We start from the raw sequence: 18,140 nt of genomic DNA, 5'->3' as shown, positions 1-18,140 counted from the left end.
AAATTTGATATGAAAAGCAAAGTAATTTTATTTGTTGTAGCAATCGGTGCTCTGATTGTTGCGCAGGGCTGTAAAAAAGGAAGCGATTTCCTCGACCCTCAGGTTTCGAACGACCTTAATGGAGATGCTGTATTTAAAGACAGCACGTACACTTCCATGTTCCTTAACCGGATCTATTACGATATCGGATTTACTTTCCAGATGAGCGATGGCTACCAGGGCTTGTCGAGATTTGCCGCCGGAGGCCACATGGTGGTTGGCGGCGAGGCTTCGCCCTATCGCTATAACGGACTTCAAAACACTGCGCCACTGATGGCGGTCGGAAATTTGTCGCCTGAAACATCGGTAGCCGGAATTTCTGAAATGTGGACCGTGCCATGGGCCAACATCAGACGATGCAATTTATTGATGCAACGCATTAACGAAACCCCTGTTTCGGCCCAAACCAAATCATACTGGATTGCGCAAGCTCGGTTTTTACGAGCCTGGTACTACTTTTTGCTGGTAAGAAGCTATGCAGGTGTGCCTTTGATCGGCGATAAGGTGTTTGACATTGAAGACAAGATAGAAGTGCCGCGAAGCAGCTATAGCGATTGCGTAAAGTATATTGTTGCAGAGCTGGATGCGGCGGCCGCGGCTTTGCCAAGCTTCGAAACGCAAATTGCGCAAGATTATGGCAGAGCCACCAAAGGCGCAGCCTTAGCCGTAAAAGCCAGAACCCTTTTGTATGCGGCAAGTCCTTTGTTTAACGGTGGTTCCATTGCCACCGACGCTACGCTAAAAGCCATCACTTCGTATCCAACTTACGACAAAGAAAGATGGAATACGGCAATGCAGGCCATGAAAGCAGTGATGGATTTGGGAAGCTATGGCCTTTATGTAGACAATACCACCAGAAATGGTTACGGCTATTACAAAGTTTTCCAGAAACGCTACAACAACGAGTACATCCTGGCCAAGATGGAAGGTAACAACACCACTTTAGAAAGCTGGTTGCGTGTACCTTCGTTGGGCGATGGCTACCGTGCTGTGCCAATTTTGCAGATGGTAAATTCTTATGGCATGAGCAATGGTTTGCCTATCGACGACCCGGCTTCGGGTTATGACGCGAACAATCCTTACCTCAACCGCGATCCGCGCTTTTACAACAGTATCTTGTTTAATGGTGCCGATTGGTTCAATACCAGCAATGCAAAGATCAAAATAGCCAGCTATGCAAACTCTGGAACGGCAGATGCCTACACCAACTCATCGGTTAATTCGAGCTACTTTATCAGAAAAATGCTGAACGAAGATGGAACGGGTGCTACCGAGCGTTGCTGGCCATTGTTGCGTTATGCCGAAATTTTATTGGGCTATGCCGAAGCCAAAAACGAATACAGCGGTGCAACCACAGAAGTTTACGATGCACTTAAACAATTGCGTATCCGTGCGGGTGTAAGTGCAGGTGTTTCGGGCAACTACGGCCTCAAAGCCGGCATGACCCAAGAAGAAATGCGCAAAGTAATCCAAAACGAATACAAGGTAGAACTTGCCTTCGAAGAACATAGGATGTGGGACGTACGTCGCTGGAAAACGGCTATGCAGGAGTTAAATTTTACTCCGATTGGAACTACCGTAACCAAAAACGCCAACAACACCTATACCTATGGCACCAGGAATGTGTATACACCATACCTTTTTACCGAAAAATTCTACTTGTTTCCGATCATGAGTTTAGAAATTGGAAGGAGTACTGCGCTGGTTCAAAATCCGGGTTGGTAATTTTGAACGCTTATTTTTTTGGTTAGTTAGGTTAAGGCCATCTCCCTTTGTTCCATTGGGAGATGCCTTTTCATCACTTTAAAGCCTTTAATCAAGCAGGCGTTGGCTTAAAGGAATACAACAAAACAAAAGGTTATCCCAATATTTAAGAACAAGAGAAATAATTTATTGAACTATAAAGAAACATGAAGAGACTACTGATAGCCTTTGCTTTTTTAGCTGCGTTTTCTAAAAGTAATGCCCAAGAGGCCCAAAAGCCTTGGGCGCAGCTGATCAAAGAAGAATTTGAATTTGCAGGCAAACAATACAAGGTTTTAGCCAAAAACATAGCTGAAGGTAAAACGCCACAATCCTTTAAAGACGGCAAGCCCGTCAATTATGATATCAAATGGTGGTGCAGCGGTTTTTATTCGGGCAGTTTGTGGAATATTTACGAGCAAACCCGCGATGAAAGCATTAAGCAGGAGGCAGAAAACGCACTGAAAGTTATTGAGCCTAACCAAACATTTACCGGAAACCACGATTTGGGCTTTATGATGTATTGCAGCTTCGGCAATGCCTACCGGTTAACCAATAAGCCCGAATACAAGTCGATTATCCTGCGTTCGGCCGAATCATTGTCTACCCGCTACCGGCCAAGTATTAAGTCTATACAATCGTGGAACAAGAGCAAATATTGGAACTGTCCAGTAATCATAGATAACATGATGAACCTGGAGATGCTCACTTGGGCAACCGAAAATGGAGGAGACAAAAAATACAAAGAGATAGCCATTACGCACGCCAATACGACCTTGGCCAATCACTTTCGTCCAGATTTTAGTTCCTATCATGTTGTAGACTATGATTTGGAAACCGGAAAAGTGAAGAAAAAGGCCACTTGGCAAGGTGCTGCCGATTGTTCTTCATGGTCGCGCGGACAAAGCTGGGCCCTGTATGGCTATACTTTGATGTATCGCTTTACCAAAGACCAAAAATACCTGAAGCAGGCTAAGGGAATTGCCCATTTTATTTTAAATCATCCAAACCTGCCTGCCGATAAAATTCCGTTTTGGGATTTCGATGCGCAAGGCATTCCGTTTGCCAAACGCGATGCTTCTGCAGGAGCGATCATCGCCTCGGCCTTGCTCGAATTAGGCCAATATACTGCCAAAGAAGAAAAAAAGGAGTTTATACAAGCTGCCGAAACCATGTTGCATACCCTTGCCAGTCCCGACTATAGGGCCAAGCTTGGCGAAAATGGAGGCTTTTTGCTGATGCACAGCACGGGCGCCTATCCGATGAACAGCGAAATAGATGTGCCGCTTATTTATGCCGACTATTATTATTTGGAAGCATTGGCAAGATATAAAAAATGGTACCTGTAATCAGCAATGCGATGAAAGTTAAATTCCTATCCACATTTGTGCTCGTTTGTGTCGCACTCGCGGTAGCCGCTCAAAAAACAAAAGAAGCCACAGGTGCACAAGACCGGATTTTTTGGGCCAACACGCTCTACAAGATTTCTTATCCGGTAATCCACAACTTGGCCAATGGCACGCTGAAAAAAAACATGCCCATTGAAACACCCGAAAATCATGACGGCAACCGTGAAAAGGTAACTTACTTAGAAGCCCTGGGCCGTACCATGGCCGGTGTAGCGCCCTGGCTTGCCTTGCCAGACGACGATACCGAAGAAGGCAAAATGCGCAAACAGTTGCGCACAGAACTGCTAAAGGCTTTGGCCAATTCGGTCGATCCAGCCAATCCCGACTATATCAATTACCGTGTCGAATATCAGCCTATTGTAGATGCTGCTTATGTAGCCCATGCTTTTTTGCGTGCGCCAAAAGCACTTTGGGAGCCTCTGGACGAAACAACCAAAAAGCGCTTTGTTACAGAGTTTAAATCTTTGCGCGACCGGAGTGGGGCCTACAACAACTGGTTGCTGTTTGCGGGCCTTACAGAGGGCTTTTTAATGAGCATAGGCGAACAGTACGACCCGGCCCGCATCCAGTTTTCGCTCAACAAAATGAAAGAATGGTATGTTGGCGACGGTTGGTACAGCGATGGTTCAAAATTTAGCATGGATTACTATAATTCTTATGTCATCCATCCCATGCTGGTCGATTTGTTGGGCATCATGGTTAAAAAGGGAAGGGCATCGCAAACCGACTATGATTCTGCCTTGAAACGCATGATCCGTTATGCCGAATACTTGGAACGTGTTATTGCACCCGATGGTACCTATCCGGCTTACGGCCGCTCAATTACCTATAGAACGGCCGCTTTTCAGGTACTGGCCCAGGTAGCGCTCATGGAAAAACTGCCTCAATGGATCCAGCCTACACAAGTACGTGCCGCGCTAACCAAGGTCATGCACAACATGTACGATGGCCACCAGAATTTTGATCAAAATGGCTGGCTGCTGTTGGGCTTTAACGGACATCAACCCATGATTGCCGATACCTATACTTCCACCGGAAGCCTCTACATGGCTACTTTGGGTTTTCTTGCCCTTGGTTTGCCGGCCGACAATGCTTTCTGGACAGGCCCGCCTGCGCCATGGACCTCGGTTAAAGCTTGGGGCGGTGCCGCACTAAAAAAAGATTATAAAGTAGAATATTAAACCGATGGACTTCCGTCAAATGTAACGGGTATAATGCAACAAATGCACACACCTATTTTAAGCCAGTATGGAGGTGCCGGTGGTACCAACCAAACCAGGTGGCTTTTGAAATAACCGACCATCAAATTAATAAGCTCTCCAGTTCTTTCGCATGGTCGAAAGGACTTTTTTTATGGCCAAAACTTTTCTCTATTTGCTTAGCGACCCGAGATGCTTGTAAGTGTTGATCAGCAAGCCGGTAGGCGTGGCTTTCGAATCAACAAAGGCAAGTTCGCGGGCATCGATGCCATCGGCGAGTAAACGTTTGCCATGGCCAAGCAGAACCGGGTAGGTGATGAGGATAACCTCGTCGGCCAGTCCTTGGTCAAGCAGCACAGAGGTTAAGGTAGAACTTCCCACCACGATCAGATCTGGGCCATCCATCAGTTTGAGTTCTCGAATCGACTCTATAACATCATCGCCTAAACCCAGTACCGGTCCCCATTTCAAGCTCTCGGGCCTGTGGGTAGCAATGTGTTTGGTGGCCGCATTTATGGCATTGGCCATAGGGAAATCTCCGGCATTGGGCCAAAAACTGCTAAATATATCATAGGTTTTGCGGCCAAGCAACAGGTCGAAGTTTGGGCCGTAGGCTTCAAAAAGCAGGGCTGCCCCGTCAGGACTTCGGTAGGCCGTGGTCCATGCGCCATAGGTATAGTCTCCATCGTGTTCTATCACGCCATCAAGCGAGATGTGCTCGAAAATTCTGATTTTTCTCATGGTGTTTAAATTAGGTTGTTTTATCAATACAAAGCTATGGGCGAATAGTTGTACAGGTGTTGTGCAATCACGACAATAAAGGGTGCTTTTTCTACCATTTGTATAGAAAAGGTACACCAGTTGCAAAATCAGGATTTTTGGGGCAGGTTAAGCGAACACCTCAAAAGAAAGCCCTACAAGGTTTGATAGTTGTTACCCTAACAAATTTAAGAATCTAAAAAGGAAGAGTTTTAAGCCCATTAGGCTATGTTTCTCAAATCGAGTAGCCTATACGGTTTTCTTTATTTAAAAATATCGGGCTCAAAATCAGGCTTCATGGATGTCCTTTTTTCTTAATTGTTTGATTTCTTGCTGCAGTAGCTTTACACGGTCAAGCAGGTGCGTAATTGCCTCAAGACCTTCCATGTTGATTTCCAGCTCATAATGAAGATGTACAAATCTTTCAAAATCGCCAAGGTGCTCAAAATCGATTTCATAGCCTTTTTTCGACTTGGCCAAGGTGATCAAGCCGTGGTCATGTAGGGCATATACAAATTTTGTTTCGACCTCGTAATATACGCATAGCTGATCGACGGATATTTTTTTACTCGTAGCCATAATTAACTGATGTGGCGTTCTGCTGCCAATTGATTAAACAATTCTTTCTCTTTTTCCGATAGGTTTTGGGGTATCTCAAGCTCATAGGTTACATACAGATCGCCATAGCTACCCTCTTTTTTATACACCGGCATGCCTTTTCCCTTTAGGCGAACCTTGGTGCCGTTCTGCGTTTCGGGAGCGATTTTCAGCTTGACCGTGCCATCGATGGTATGAATGGTTTGTTGGCCGCCCAGCATTGCCTTATAGAGCGCCAATGGCTGCTTAACATACAGGTCGTTTCCTTTGCGTACAAAACTGGTGTTGTTGTGGATGTTGAAAGTAATATAGAGATCGCCCTTTGGCCCTCCATTTGTACCCACGCCGCCATAGCCTGCAATTTTGATTTCCTGCCCATCTTCAATTCCGGCAGGTACGGTAATCCGTATGTTTTTGCCGTCTACCGTAAATGTTTGTTGCTGGGTTTTGAAAACATCGCTTAGGTTGAGCTGAACAGCAGCCCTGTAGTCCTGCCCCCTGAACTGTGTTTTGCGCCCTGTTCCACGGTTGCCGAACATGGAGGCGAAAAAATCAGAGTAATCGCCATCATCGCCTTCAAACGAATAATGCTGGCCACCCTGGCCGAAGGGATTTCCCTGGCCATGGCTTTGCGATTGTTGTTGACGGCGCGTTTCTTCATATTGCTCGCCGTGTTTCCAATTGGCGCCGTATTGGTCGTATTTTTTTCGTTTTTCCGGGTCGCTCAGTACCTCGTTGGCCTCATTAAGCTGCTGAAAAAGCTTTTCGGCTTCCGCATTATCCGGATTTAAGTCCGGATGATGCTTCCTGGCCAGCTTGCGGTAGGCCTTTTTGATATCATCGGCAGTTGCATTTTTATCTACGCCCAGGATTTTGTAGTAATCAACGTATTCCATTCTCTGAATATAATTACTTATCTATTTATATACTAATTTATGCACTAATCTAATCAATACTGCAACAGAAAGGAAACAAAAAGAGTATCGTAACCTTGACGACACGGCAAGAAAAGGCAATTACGCTGTGATGGATATGCTGGATTTTAAGGATGGTGGGATAAGCGAACTCCAACGCACACTACTGTTGCCGCTAACATTTTCTGCAAATAGAGACTAGCCTTTGGGTTTCAATATGATTTATAACTATGTTAACAATTGCTTTTGCTTAATTTTGACCTGATGCCAAGATTAAATCGGCTAATCATTATCTTTATACAGAATTCCTTTAGATCCCTATTTCATTCACGGCCAATCTGGAGATCCATATTGATATATTGAAAAATAAATTCAACTGGAGCTGCAGCAGGGAGAATTCAAAGATGAAGATGGGCCTAATGCTGAGCAATAAAACCAACAAATCACTTAACCAAACCGGAAGCACAAGAACATGAAGTATCTCTTTTTTTTATTTTTATTCCTTTCGATAAACGCTAGCGCACAGGATATTGAGGTTTTGCTGATAGGTGTTTCTCATGATTATAGCAAATACCCTAAACAAGATTTTTCCAGCATCCACAATAAAATCAGAAAGTTTAAGCCCGATGCCTTTTTTGGCGAGTTTTTGAGTAAAGAAGACGAGCGCCTGGTGATGGATTATTGGTGTAAGCAGCCAAATATCAATCGGCTAAAAATGCTGAGGAGCAATAGACCGATACAAGAAGAGCTATTGCCGCGTACCATAGACAGTTTAAAGAAACGATCGTTGCAACAGCCCAATGATTATCGCGTAAAAGCCGAGCTGGCCCATGCTTATTACCTTGATCAGGATGTGGCAAATGGACACTATCAATTTTGGCAAGTTCACCATTTCCTGCAGCAGCAGCCCAATGCCGAGCTCGAAAGCTACGTCGACAAGCTGCTTAGCCCTCGGTTAGATACCACTGGACGTAGCATGAGAAGGCTTAAAACTTCCGAATATGCGTATATCGCCTTTCCCATGATGCAGGAGTTGGGCATCAAAGAACTGCTTGCTATGGATAGCCAGGAATACGATCTGAATTGGCAAGCCTCTTGGGAAGCATTCGACGCTAAATTCGCTTTGTTTAGGAAAGACCTTACCGATTCCCTTAAAAATCAGTTAAAATCGGCTTTGACCGCCATTAATAATGGCTTTAAAAAATACGATCAGATAGAAATGACTTCCAATAGGGTAACAGAATGGCTGAATACCGATGAGGCCTCCGAAATTTCGGCCTCGGGAGATTTTTACTTGCCCGTTATGTATCAAATGAAGGGTTTTCCTAAAGAAGAAATGTTGTCAAAAATACATTGGTGGATTAGGAGAAACGAGGGTATGTGCCATAATGTGGTAGCCAGGGCCAAAAAGGCGGGAGCTAAAAGGGTAGTGGTCATTGCGGGAGCCAACCATAGAAAATACATGCAGGACATTTTCAAGACCATGCCCAATGTAAGGGTAAAGAACATTGATCAGTTCAAATAGGCCGTACCCAAGTTTTAAGGGTGGGCTTTTGCAAACACACTTACGTTTCGTAAACCGGTATATAAAAAGGCTCCTGATTTTTAACCAGAAGCCTTTTTGTCTTATAATATAAAGCTCTTGATAATATCGCTGTAAACCCTGTCTGCTGCAGCGCCGATACCGGCCACCCTAAATTCGTATTCAGCACCGCTGCTAAGGCCGTTAAGCGTGAGTTTGCTTTTGGTTCCAACTTTTATGGTCCAAGTCTCTGTGCCAACCATTTTGTATTCGTACAGGTAGCTGTTGGCCCCGTGTATAGAATCCAGGCTTAGGTCTATCGTGCCCTTGTTATGGGGCTCGAGCGTAAAATTCTCTGGCTTGGGCAAAATGCCTATGGGCAAGTTGTTTTTTGCCAAGCTAAAACCAGAGCTCAGCAATGTTACCTCGTCGCCCTTGGCATGCGATTCAACGCGCAGGGCAATATCTCTCAATTGCTCTTCCAATGTTTTGCGCGCCTGATGCATGGCGGCAACATCGGCCATGCTGCGCGATTCGGCCTTGCTTAATGCAAGGGCGTAATTGAGCACATTTTCTTTTAGTTTGGCAAGGTCGCTTGCAAAGGTTTCGAAATTATTGTTGCCTATCATGCTGTCTAAAATAAACTGCGCTTTGGTTAGCAGTTCTTTATTGCGAAATCGGTTAAAACCGATAATGAGTTTTGCTTTTTTCATGGTAGTTCTTTTTTGTTCGATGTAGTTGGCCTCAAAAGCTGTTTACATCAAAAAAATTGTAATTAATGCGGGTTAATTGTTAGTCTACATGGTTCAATTGCTGGTTGGCTATTTTAAATTGCAGGTCTGCAAACTGTAATTGCTGATAAGCAATGCTGTTTATCAAAACTGCCTATCACTTTTTATCATCCACAATTGGCCAACTGTAATTGCCTTTGGCTTTTTGGAGATTAACAAAAGCGTTTTTGTTATTCATTCTTGTTTAAATGCTTATTGCAATTGGCCATTTTGGGCAAACAATAGGGGGCAAGCGGCACCTTTGCTCGGGCAGGGGCTTAAATGGGAGGGTTGCTGATGCGCTAACACAGAAAACTGGCATAACCAATGGTTTTAGATCATAGGCTTATGTTATGCTTTTGGCTACCGGTTCCGAAAATTTTTAGGTTTTGGGGATGCCCGAACAGGTACGTACTTGCTGTACTCAATTTAGGAATAAAACAAAACCTTGTCAAGTAATTTATTGGTTTAATTGGTTGATTATAAGTTAATTAAAAAGTAAAGAAACGATAATAATTTAACAACAACGGTGGGTGAAAAACTTGCAATAACAATGTTTAATGCGTATTTTTATTATGCGAACACCAACTGGGAGCAATCCAAGTTAATTACCTATATTTACGATATCCAGGCGAGCAGTTGAAAGTACTGTATTCTTACCGGTTTACCGGTTGGTGTTCGCAGCGACCTGGTCTTTTAAAAGTTTTTCAAGATGCGAACACCGAAAAACCAATTAGCCAAGGCAGAGCTACAGTTTAGCTACAGGCCATTGCCCAACCCCGTAAAAATTGAAAACAGCAAAGTGGCCGAACGCTTTTTGCGCAGTATATGGAACAAAGACTTGCTTACCGTACAAGAACAGTTTTATGTGCTGTACCTTAATACAGCCAACGAGGCAATCTGTTGGCGCTGCCTGCATACGGGTGCCATTAACGGCTCTTTGGTTGATGTAAGGCTGATATTTGGTTTGGCTTTTGGTTGTTTGGCCAACAGCCTCATTATAGCGCACAACCACCCCAGCGGGCAGGTGATGCCCTCTAAGGCCGATTATAAATTAACAGACGAGATTGTACAGGCGGGCAAGCTGTTAAAGGTTGCCGTGGTAGATCATTTTATATTGGGCAATGATAGCAGCTACTCTTTTATGGAGAATGGGTATGTGTTTTAAATTTTATGGAGGCCATCAATCAGAGCCTAACTAAACCACTAGGTTTTAGGGTCTTTCTATTTTGAAAAAAAACTTAATTTTGAATAATAAAATTAACGCTATGAGATTAAAACTTTTAACATCGATTATTTTTCTATTTTCAATCATTTCATTTGTCCAAGGCCAAACAACTCATCTGACTTTTAAAGGTGTTCAGATTAACGGGACACTTGAACAATATGTTGTTAAAATGAAGGAAAATGGCTTCAAACATTTGGAAACAGATAATGGCACGGCAACTTTAAATGGAGATTTTGCAGGCTATAAAGATTGTACTGTTGGTGTTTCTACGCTTAAACAAAAGGATTTAGTATATAAAATATCTGTCGTATTTCCAGAAAAAGAAACATGGTCAACACTTTCGGGAAATTACTTTGATCTGAAAGAAATGCTCACCGAAAAATACGGTAAACCAGTAACTGAAGAAGAAAAATTTAATACCAGATCTAATTCTGAACCAAGGGACGATCAATCAAAAATGTACGAAGTCAGGTTTGACAGATGTAAATATTATTCCATTTTTGAGCTACAAACAGGAACAATCGAATTATCTATCGATCACGAAAGTATAAGGAAATGTTTTGTTAAGCTTATATATTCAGATAAAACCAACAGTAGCATAATAAAAGCCAAAGCTAAGGATGACTTATAATTTATTGAAAATATTTGTTTTGCAATTTTAATCTTGTTAAACAAAAGCAAATTTAGTTGTAAAGTTATTTAGGAAGCTGGTGGATACCTATTGGTGATTTAGAAATATTTTATACAAGATAGCTTACAGAACTAGCTGGAATATTAGGATTAAAAGCCCCAAGTTTGTGAGGCTTTTTTAATCCATTGGTCGAAATTCCAAACACTTTTATTGAGGATTGTAAGAAAATTTATCTTAAGAGAATAGAAGTTAATCGAACACTCAATCAACCGCAAAGTTACCAATTTAAGCTGCCTTTCTAGTTTAGTTTAAAGAACAATGCAATAAACATAAAGGAAATTATTTTAATTGAATTTTAAGGACTGTTTGACTTAAGATTTCTTTTTGATACTTAATGTCGATATCTGTGCTTTTAATGCTTTTAAATAATTCATATATGTCTTTAAATCTTGGATGATGAAGCAAAAATAATTCCCTAGTATAATTTATTAGCGCCAAATTATAATAATAAGCACTATTTATTTTTTTTGCATTTTCTAATGCCAATTCATATAGTTTCATTCCTTCATCAATATTTTTTAGTCTTAAACTATAAAGACCAAGTGTAGCTTGGATCATTATCTTCTCTTCATCCTCTAAACTATTCAATAAATCTCTATCGAGAACTTTTAGATATTTCTCAACTTCTTCTAAGTCATTCTTTAAGCATAATGAATAAATAATGTTATTTATAAAATTTATATCTTTTCTATCGAACCTTAGTCCTACAGAACTCAATATTATAGAAGCATTATGATCTTCTATGAGAGCAGCTATATATGACCCGAACATCAAAGGTCTTTTAGAATACGGGAAGTCTAGATACCAATTGATGCAACTATGAAACGCTTGAACGAATTCACCTTTTTGGAAATTTTCATATGCAGAAGCTTCAAACGGATTTTTAACTGTTTCAAAAAGTTTTGGTCTAAATATAAATCTAATATCCTTTTTACTAATCCATTCAAATTGCGCTAGGCTATTGTCATTAGGTTGTATTACTGATAAATCCAGAAAAGGCTTAGACTTTTTAAATGATCCGCTTTCAAATTCTAATGTGCCTAAAGAACTAGCTAATTCTGTTAGATCAAAATTTGAAAAATTCTTCCCATTTATAATCGCTATGCCATTCTTAATAAACGGAGAATATCTCCCAATCAACTTAGAAGAAGCAATATGAGCAGATATTAGCCATGGGTCTGTTTTTGTAGTTTGTGATTTTCTTAAGTAATATATCGCTTTTTCCTCTTGACAGCTATGAATGTAGAATCTAGTCGAAGATCTAAGTATAAAACGATTATCAGGAGCTAAATTTAATGCAATAGCAACACACTTTTCTGCTTTATCTAATTGATTCTTTATAGTATAAAGCCTAGCCAATTCCATCCAATAAATAGCATTTTCACTATAACTTTTTGTAAGGTTTTTAGTTTTAGCTATTATTTTATTGAACAAATCTACATTGGTTATTGAATTAAATTCATCAATATTGCTTATGTTCTTTTCTAAAATTGTATTTATATTTTCAGAATTAGGATTAACTTCGATCTTGATTTTTTCAATTAAGGATAGTAGAGACTTGGATGCTTCTTGCTGATTTCCTTCTATAAAGGAAATGGCAGCCGCCAATTCTTTGCTTTGCAATTCGTTTGAAACGAAAGAATTACTAATCAAGTCTGCTGCGATCCCAATCGTCTTATTATTTTTCCAATCAAATTTTATTGCACTATTGTCAGTTTTTGTATCTCTAGGAATATTGTTAAATCCTAACTCACCAATCAAAGCTGTTCTTTTGAAATCCCTCCAGTTTGGGACTAAAAGTCTGTTTTTTATCTCATAAATATTAGACATTTTTATAAATCTTTAATAATACCCTTCTTTTAATAAGATCTAGTTTTGAAACTGCTCTCTTAAAACTAAATTGATTCCCTCTTTCAATAAGATTTTTTCTATGTCCTCTTTCTTCAGGAATTGGATAACAACAATACTCAATCAATTCAATTAAGTCCGTAGAAAACTCATTATTGCCTAAAACCGATTTAATTTCAATTATGGATTTTGTATAAGCATCAATAAGATAATCCTTTACATCTTCAAATTTCCCTTCGAAAACATTCCATCGAAAACGAATATCAAGATGTTTAAAAAGCAATGCCGTCATATTAATGCCTAAAAAGTAGTAAGTTATTAAGCTGCCAAACAAATACATATCTGTTGAGCTTACTCTCATATTCCAATCGTGCTGAATATACCCATATAAAAACTCGGGTGGGGCATAATTCATTTGACCAGTAAAAGAAAAACCATCGTCATGAGGAGCCTTAATACTAGCACATAATGACCGACCTAAATCTCCTATTTTAGAAGTAGTAGATTTTTTGTACATAAGTACGTTCGAAGGTTTAAGATCTTGATGGCTAATTTCAACTTTATGTAGCTGTTCTAAACCAATCGCAATATCATGGAGAGATTTTATTTTCCAAGCTAAATCAGAATTTGATGAAAACTTGATATTAGACCTAATATCACCTTCAGCAATCTCAAAAATCAAAAAAGGAACATTAGGTATTGAAAAATCATTTAGAAAAAGTTCACCTTCATCTATGATCATTGATACTTTTGTAAGTCGCTTCTCCCTACACATAAAAAGAAGATTTTTTTCAAATTCGAATGCGTTGGTTTGCTCCTGAAGAATTTTAACAATACTCTGGTTAGGAAACATCTGAAAAAAAGCATTAAAATTTAGCGCTTTTAAAAAAGCAATTTCTTTTCCATCAGAAACTTTGTAACATACACTGAAAAAACCACCCGTACCTCCATCTTTCGGTTCGATTTTTTCAATAACATTCCATTTTTCCTTTATTTTCACCCCTAATAAATTATGGGCAGCTATATCTGCTTGACTCATTTTATAAAATTATCTTTTAACACCTTAGCACTATTTTTTGGAAATAGTTTTAGAACTCTAATTTATCCTATTTTATAATGTCAAAAGAATTTTTATGATTTATTGTTTAATACTCGTTGTAAAATAGCTAAGTGTTTTTTTCGTTATTGAACAGAAAAATTCACCGAACGAACTAAGAAGACTGTTGGAAGGTTTTGGTGGATAGTTTAGTAGCAGGATACTGAATTCTTGCTAGAACAAAAAAGCCTCACATTTCTGTAAGGCTTTCTGTGATCCCGCTGGAATTTGTGGCTTGAATAAGATGTATGGCAATTCTTCAAACTAGGGTACTATAAGCAAGCTAAAGCCCCAATTTTTCTAACAATAACTGCCTGTAGTTTTCTCCAATCGGAATTTCTTCTAAAGCCAGGCTAAGCACGTTTCCCTTTAAGGCCTTGATTTTCGATAGGTTTACCAAATAAGACCGATGGGTACGTTGAAACTTGTTTGGAGGGAGCATATCCTCAAGCATTTTAAGGTGCATGGACACAAAATATTGTGTTTTTTCTTTACAAAAGATCCAACAAAAATCTTTTTCTGCCTTAATAAATTCTATATCGGCATGTTCTATGCGTACCAGTTTAGCATGCTGCCTAACAAAGATATGGCTGGGTGCCTCTTGTGCCAACCGAGGTGCAACAAGCGTTCTGCGGTCTATTGCCTTTTGTACAGCCTGGTAAAATCGTTCAAAAACGATGGGCTTTAGCAGATAGTCTACCGAGTTGAGTTCAAAGCCTTCCAGCGCAAAATTGGCATGGGCCGTAGTAAAAATAACAAGAGGCGGTTTGCGCAACGACCGCAAGAATTCTGTTCCGGTAATGGTTGGCATTTGTATATCCAAAAAAACAAGATCTATAGGGCTTTCGTGAAGCGCGTTGTACGCCTCTGTGGCATTCTTGCATTTTTTTACAAGCACCACTTCGGGTATGCGCTCTATATAGCTTTCTAGCAGGTTTCTCGCAATTGGCTCGTCGTCAACGATAAGGCTGTTGAGTTTGATCATAGCTGGATGGTTAAGTTAACAGCATACACATCGTTTAAGACCGATGCTTCGTACCAATAATTGTCCTTATAGTAGAGCTCTAGCCGTTTCTTAAGGTTATTGATGCCAATGCCACCTGATGAGGTAGTGCGGCCCTGGTCATCTCTTGTACAGTTCTCTATGGTAAACCTGAGCTTTCCATGCAAGAGGTCAAGAAAGATGTCTATATAAGACTGTGCCGAATCATGGTTGTATTTAAATGCATTTTCAATCAATGGCATCAGCAAAAGAGGGGCAATGTAGTAATCGTCATGGTCTATATTGCATCTAAAATTTACTTTGGTTTCGTTCAGTCTTACCTTTTCAAGTTCTATGTAATCGTTCATCAATTTCAGTTCTCGCGCTATCGGCATCAGGTCTTCGTTGCTATCATATAGCGTATAGCGCAGCAGTTCGGAAAGCCTCGATACCAATCCGGCCGATTTTTCCTTTTCGCCACTGAGGATTAGGCCGTAGATATTGTTCATGGCGTTAAAAAGAAAATGAGGGTTTAACTGTGCCTTTAAAAAACTGAACTCGAGTTGTAGGTTCTCTTTAGCCAGCTCTAGTGCGCGGATGTTGTTTCTAAAGGCCATAATGCCCATCTTAATGCTAAACGGAATGCAAAGTGCAAACAACAAAAAGATAGGAGTGCCCAGGCTCAAAATTCTTGTTAATGCTACATTGATCAGTCCGCGGGCTAGATAAGTCGCATATTCTCGACTGAGCAGGTTATCGCAGGTCTTACAAGCACCTATGATAGATAGCTCTAGAAAGGCATCAAGAACAGTATAGCAGAACACTGCTACTGCCATAAGTACAAAGCACAGTAAATATCGTTTTTTCAGCAAGGTTTTGGGCAGGATCACATAAACGGCCAAATAGTAAAACATGGCCAAAACCATGGTGCTGGCCAATGCCAGCAATAGGTGTGTGGCTGTTGGCAACGAATTGTACACATTAAACGAAATATGAATAAGGTACAACTTGGCCCCAAAAAGAAGCGCCCAAAAGAGCAGATGCAGGCTTATCCTGATTTCGATTTTTGAATAGATCTTTTCGATGAACTTGGCGGTCTGCATGCTATAAATATCAGCTTTTCTGTGCTGTACCGCAAATGATAACGACGGGCAGGCCAAATATGGCGACGAAAGCCTGTAACCAAGCAACTAACACCTCTGGCATGCTGATTATTTTCCTTGTTGCCCCAAAAGACGGTTTTATATGGCTTTTCTGCCGCTGTGCCGATTAAAGTTGCAGGCCCGAAACCAAAAGGCCTATTTGCAGAAAATTAATGTAATGAAAACACTCTGGTTAGCACCTTCGTGGGCGAAGGTTTTATTTTATTTTCTTGTTTTGTGGGTAGCCACGGCAGTTGCAGGTACAATTCCTAGGCTCAACGATTTTCTGTTTTTCTTCCTCATTGCCCTGTTCATGAGCTGGGCATTGCTTAAGCTTGATGAGCGGACACTTTCTTCTATTGGCTTTTGGCCAAAAGACAAGAAATCGGTGCGAGATTTTTTTCAAGGCCTGGGCATAGGTGTAGTGATGTTGCTCATAACTTTTGTCCTAACGCTTTGTCTTACCAAAGATAATTGGAGCATACGCAAGCACATCGATCCCATTTTTATCATGGTTACCTTTTTGGTATGTCTGTGGTCGGCATTTGTGCAAGAATTTGTTTTTAGGGGCTATCCGTTCCAAACACTACTAAGAAACTACAGGCCATGGATTGCACAATTGCTAATTGCAGTGCCCTTTGGGCTGATGCACGTAAGTTCTGGCATGCAAACAAAAGAAGTTGTTATGGTCATGCTTTCTACCGGAATGGGCTCTATTTTGTTTGGCTTGGCATTTCTAAAATCAAGGAACCTGATGTTTCCTATTGGCATTCATCTGGGCTGGAACTATGCACAAGAGCTTATTCCTCGAACGGCTGGAGCCAAGAATAGTGCATTGGTAATTATCCAAGAAAGCAATACTGATTATAACATGTTCAATATATCATTGCCGTATTTTTTTGTTGTAATAAGTGCAATAATTTTAATCTGGAAGTTTAAGCAAGCTAGCATAATAGATCCAGCCAGTTAAGGATATTTTAAATGTTTCAACCCATTGGCCAATGGTAAATGCCTAAAACAAAAAAGGAGACAATCTTTTGATCGTCTCCTTTTTGTGATCCCGCTGGGACTCGAACCCAGGACCACTACATTAAAAGTGTAATGCTCTACCAACTGAGCTACGGAATCTACTTTATCAATCAGCTTGTCGCTTTGTTTTAAAGTGCTGCAAATATAGGGTTATGATTAATTTCCTGCAAGACTTTTTTTTGTTAAGGCCGTACTTTACTGATTTATAAGGAAATTAATTGTAAAGCTGAGGTTAACCAAAGGTAAATTTGCGGTTTAGGCATCGCCCTGCACAAAGTTCTTTTGATATTGCAGCGGACTTTTTCCGGTAATGAGCTTAAAATACTGATGGAAGCTTACAAAATTGTTGAAGCCGCTTTCAAAGCAGATTTCCTTGATGTTCAGCTGTCCGTCCATTAAAAGCTTACAGGCGTGGCTTACCCTGATTTCGTTGATGAACCTCGAATAGGGTTTCTTGCTGCGCGACTTGAAGTACTTGCAAAAAGAGTTGGGACTGATTTTGGCAATGCCGGCAATGGTTTCTAAGCTTATCCTTTCTTTGAAATTAGAAATGGTGTACTCGTAAATGGCATGCATGCGGTCTTTTTCCGATTCCTGAAAGTGATACCGAAAGCCTACCGAAACCAGAGTCTTGATTTGTTTGCAATCGGCAATGGACAGCAAGGCCTCCATTAAACTAATGACCTTCCGGCTACCTTTGGCCGCTACGGTTTGGCAAATGAGCGAGGCAATCTGTTTTTTTTCCTTGCCGGTTACCTGTATGCCCAATTGGGCTTGTTGCAACAATTTTTTAATGTCTTTGAGCTCGGGCAGATCCAGAAAAGAACTTCCCCAGAAATCTTCGTTAAAATGGATTACGCTTACGTCTACGCCATTTTCTTCGCCTGTGGCATCAAACCGCCAATAATGGGGCACGTTGCTGCCTACCAATAGCACGTCGCCCGACGAAAAGGACTGGATGCTGTCGCCGATAAACTGCATGCCCTTGCCCTTGGCAAAATAGATCAGCTCAATTTCCGGATGGTAATGCCAGTGGCTGTTGGTATCGGCCACGGTATCTTTCCGCGCACTAAAAGAGTGGATCAGATCAGTAGTAACTTTTAATAACTGGGGCTTCATTTATTAAGCAAATTGGCAATATTAAACTAAAAATAAGATATAAATGATAAAAT

16 protein-coding genes and 1 tRNA gene are annotated in these 18,140 nt (G+C 40.7%); 7 read left to right on the top strand and 10 right to left on the bottom strand.

What is annotated here, in order from left to right; translation table 11 throughout:
* Positions 1–9: 9 nt before the first annotated feature.
* From AC6H1S_RS09310 to AC6H1S_RS09300, 3 genes are all read left to right on the top strand, one after another.
* The gene (locus tag AC6H1S_RS09310; protein WP_497566006.1) at positions 10–1,764 is read left to right on the top strand and encodes a RagB/SusD family nutrient uptake outer membrane protein; all 1,755 of its coding nucleotides are present in this window, start codon (positions 10–12) and stop codon (positions 1,762–1,764) included.
* 185 nt (positions 1,765–1,949) lie between these two features.
* Positions 1,950–3,131, top strand: coding sequence for a glycoside hydrolase family 88 protein (locus tag AC6H1S_RS09305; protein ID WP_497566005.1), 1,182 nt, complete (start codon positions 1,950–1,952; stop codon positions 3,129–3,131).
* A complete protein-coding gene (locus AC6H1S_RS09300; RefSeq protein WP_497566004.1) occupies positions 3,119–4,372 on the top strand; it encodes a DUF2264 domain-containing protein in 1,254 nt (417 codons plus the stop codon). The genes AC6H1S_RS09305 and AC6H1S_RS09300 overlap by 13 nt, the downstream gene beginning before the upstream one ends.
* A gap of 189 nt (positions 4,373–4,561) precedes the next feature.
* Here AC6H1S_RS09300 and AC6H1S_RS09295 read toward each other — a convergent pair whose 3' ends face one another.
* The 3 genes from AC6H1S_RS09295 to AC6H1S_RS09285 form a co-directional block, all read right to left on the bottom strand.
* Positions 4,562–5,131, bottom strand: coding sequence for a dihydrofolate reductase family protein (locus tag AC6H1S_RS09295; protein ID WP_199140535.1), 570 nt, complete (start codon positions 5,129–5,131; stop codon positions 4,562–4,564).
* 306 nt (positions 5,132–5,437) lie between these two features.
* Positions 5,438–5,728 carry a chaperone modulator CbpM gene (locus AC6H1S_RS09290; protein ID WP_199140534.1) on the bottom strand — a complete coding sequence of 97 codons (291 nt, stop codon included), beginning with the start codon at positions 5,726–5,728 and terminating at the stop codon, positions 5,438–5,440.
* 2 nt (positions 5,729–5,730) lie between these two features.
* The gene (locus tag AC6H1S_RS09285; protein WP_497566003.1) at positions 5,731–6,642 is read right to left on the bottom strand and encodes a DnaJ C-terminal domain-containing protein; all 912 of its coding nucleotides are present in this window, start codon (positions 6,640–6,642) and stop codon (positions 5,731–5,733) included.
* Between the two features lie 490 nt (positions 6,643–7,132).
* Here AC6H1S_RS09285 and AC6H1S_RS09280 point away from each other — a divergent pair, with 490 nt between their 5' ends.
* On the top strand, positions 7,133–8,185 hold the full coding sequence (locus tag AC6H1S_RS09280; RefSeq protein WP_497566002.1) for a DUF5694 domain-containing protein: 1,053 nt from the start codon (positions 7,133–7,135) through the stop codon (positions 8,183–8,185).
* Positions 8,186–8,286: 101 nt separating this feature from the next.
* Here AC6H1S_RS09280 and AC6H1S_RS09275 read toward each other — a convergent pair whose 3' ends face one another.
* Entirely contained in the window at positions 8,287–8,895 is a 609-nt protein-coding gene (locus AC6H1S_RS09275; RefSeq protein WP_497566001.1) for a fibronectin type III domain-containing protein, read from the bottom strand.
* Between the two features lie 769 nt (positions 8,896–9,664).
* On the opposite strand from AC6H1S_RS09275, the gene AC6H1S_RS09270 reads away from it, so the two are divergent.
* Together AC6H1S_RS09270 and AC6H1S_RS09265 are read left to right on the top strand one after the other, a co-directional pair.
* The gene (locus AC6H1S_RS09270; protein ID WP_497566000.1) at positions 9,665–10,120 is read left to right on the top strand and encodes a JAB domain-containing protein; all 456 of its coding nucleotides are present in this window, start codon (positions 9,665–9,667) and stop codon (positions 10,118–10,120) included.
* 100 nt (positions 10,121–10,220) lie between these two features.
* Positions 10,221–10,811 (top strand): hypothetical protein, encoded by a 591-nt coding sequence (locus AC6H1S_RS09265; protein ID WP_497565999.1) that lies wholly within the window; start codon positions 10,221–10,223, stop codon positions 10,809–10,811.
* A 339-nt stretch (positions 10,812–11,150) separates the two neighbouring features.
* Here the strand turns inward: AC6H1S_RS09265 and AC6H1S_RS09260 are convergent, their stop codons facing one another.
* From AC6H1S_RS09260 to AC6H1S_RS09245, 4 genes are all read right to left on the bottom strand, one after another.
* Positions 11,151–12,701, bottom strand: coding sequence for a tetratricopeptide repeat protein (locus tag AC6H1S_RS09260; RefSeq protein ID WP_497565998.1), 1,551 nt, complete (start codon positions 12,699–12,701; stop codon positions 11,151–11,153).
* The gene (locus AC6H1S_RS09255; protein ID WP_497565997.1) at positions 12,694–13,758 is read right to left on the bottom strand and encodes a protein kinase domain-containing protein; all 1,065 of its coding nucleotides are present in this window, start codon (positions 13,756–13,758) and stop codon (positions 12,694–12,696) included. The genes AC6H1S_RS09260 and AC6H1S_RS09255 overlap by 8 nt, the downstream gene beginning before the upstream one ends.
* A 340-nt stretch (positions 13,759–14,098) precedes the next feature.
* The gene (locus tag AC6H1S_RS09250) at positions 14,099–14,800 is read right to left on the bottom strand and encodes a LytR/AlgR family response regulator transcription factor (RefSeq protein WP_497565996.1); all 702 of its coding nucleotides are present in this window, start codon (positions 14,798–14,800) and stop codon (positions 14,099–14,101) included.
* Entirely contained in the window at positions 14,797–15,900 is a 1,104-nt protein-coding gene (locus tag AC6H1S_RS09245) for a sensor histidine kinase (protein ID WP_497565995.1), read from the bottom strand. The genes AC6H1S_RS09250 and AC6H1S_RS09245 overlap by 4 nt, the downstream gene beginning before the upstream one ends.
* Before the next feature lie 217 nt (positions 15,901–16,117).
* Between AC6H1S_RS09245 and AC6H1S_RS09240 the strand changes: the two genes are divergently transcribed.
* The gene (locus AC6H1S_RS09240; protein ID WP_497565994.1) at positions 16,118–16,909 is read left to right on the top strand and encodes a CPBP family intramembrane glutamic endopeptidase; all 792 of its coding nucleotides are present in this window, start codon (positions 16,118–16,120) and stop codon (positions 16,907–16,909) included.
* An 85-nt stretch (positions 16,910–16,994) separates the two neighbouring features.
* On the opposite strand, the gene AC6H1S_RS09235 is transcribed toward AC6H1S_RS09240, so the two are convergent.
* Both AC6H1S_RS09235 and AC6H1S_RS09230 read right to left on the bottom strand, forming a co-directional pair.
* Positions 16,995–17,067, bottom strand: a tRNA-Lys gene (locus AC6H1S_RS09235).
* A 156-nt stretch (positions 17,068–17,223) separates the two neighbouring features.
* A complete protein-coding gene (locus tag AC6H1S_RS09230) occupies positions 17,224–18,087 on the bottom strand; it encodes an AraC family transcriptional regulator (RefSeq protein WP_497565993.1) in 864 nt (287 codons plus the stop codon).
* Positions 18,088–18,140 lie beyond the last annotated feature (53 nt).

The sequence above is a fragment of the Pedobacter sp. TM02 genome, assembly GCF_059705275.1.
The sequence above is the reverse complement of the archived record's forward strand: the minus strand, read 5'-3'. Positions and strand labels throughout refer to the sequence as shown.

Bases quoted from the DNA above. Each gene is read 5' to 3' on its own strand.
- AC6H1S_RS09310 (WP_497566006.1), top strand. From the start codon at position 10: ATGAAAAGCAAAGTAATTTTATTTGTTGTAGCAATCGGTGCTCTGATT.
- AC6H1S_RS09305 (WP_497566005.1), top strand. From the start codon at position 1,950: ATGAAGAGACTACTGATAGCCTTTGCTTTTTTAGCTGCGTTTTCTAAA.
- AC6H1S_RS09300 (WP_497566004.1), top strand. From the start codon at position 3,119: ATGGTACCTGTAATCAGCAATGCGATGAAAGTTAAATTCCTATCCACA.
- AC6H1S_RS09295 (WP_199140535.1), bottom strand. From the start codon at position 5,131: ATGAGAAAAATCAGAATTTTCGAGCACATCTCGCTTGATGGCGTGATA.
- AC6H1S_RS09290 (WP_199140534.1), bottom strand. From the start codon at position 5,728: ATGGCTACGAGTAAAAAAATATCCGTCGATCAGCTATGCGTATATTAC.
- AC6H1S_RS09285 (WP_497566003.1), bottom strand. From the start codon at position 6,642: ATGGAATACGTTGATTACTACAAAATCCTGGGCGTAGATAAAAATGCA.
- AC6H1S_RS09280 (WP_497566002.1), top strand. From the start codon at position 7,133: ATGAAGTATCTCTTTTTTTTATTTTTATTCCTTTCGATAAACGCTAGC.
- AC6H1S_RS09275 (WP_497566001.1), bottom strand. From the start codon at position 8,895: ATGAAAAAAGCAAAACTCATTATCGGTTTTAACCGATTTCGCAATAAA.
- AC6H1S_RS09270 (WP_497566000.1), top strand. From the start codon at position 9,665: ATGCGAACACCGAAAAACCAATTAGCCAAGGCAGAGCTACAGTTTAGC.
- AC6H1S_RS09265 (WP_497565999.1), top strand. From the start codon at position 10,221: ATGAGATTAAAACTTTTAACATCGATTATTTTTCTATTTTCAATCATT.
- AC6H1S_RS09260 (WP_497565998.1), bottom strand. From the start codon at position 12,701: ATGTCTAATATTTATGAGATAAAAAACAGACTTTTAGTCCCAAACTGG.
- AC6H1S_RS09255 (WP_497565997.1), bottom strand. From the start codon at position 13,758: ATGAGTCAAGCAGATATAGCTGCCCATAATTTATTAGGGGTGAAAATA.
- AC6H1S_RS09250 (WP_497565996.1), bottom strand. From the start codon at position 14,800: ATGATCAAACTCAACAGCCTTATCGTTGACGACGAGCCAATTGCGAGA.
- AC6H1S_RS09245 (WP_497565995.1), bottom strand. From the start codon at position 15,900: ATGCAGACCGCCAAGTTCATCGAAAAGATCTATTCAAAAATCGAAATC.
- AC6H1S_RS09240 (WP_497565994.1), top strand. From the start codon at position 16,118: ATGAAAACACTCTGGTTAGCACCTTCGTGGGCGAAGGTTTTATTTTAT.
- AC6H1S_RS09230 (WP_497565993.1), bottom strand. From the start codon at position 18,087: ATGAAGCCCCAGTTATTAAAAGTTACTACTGATCTGATCCACTCTTTT.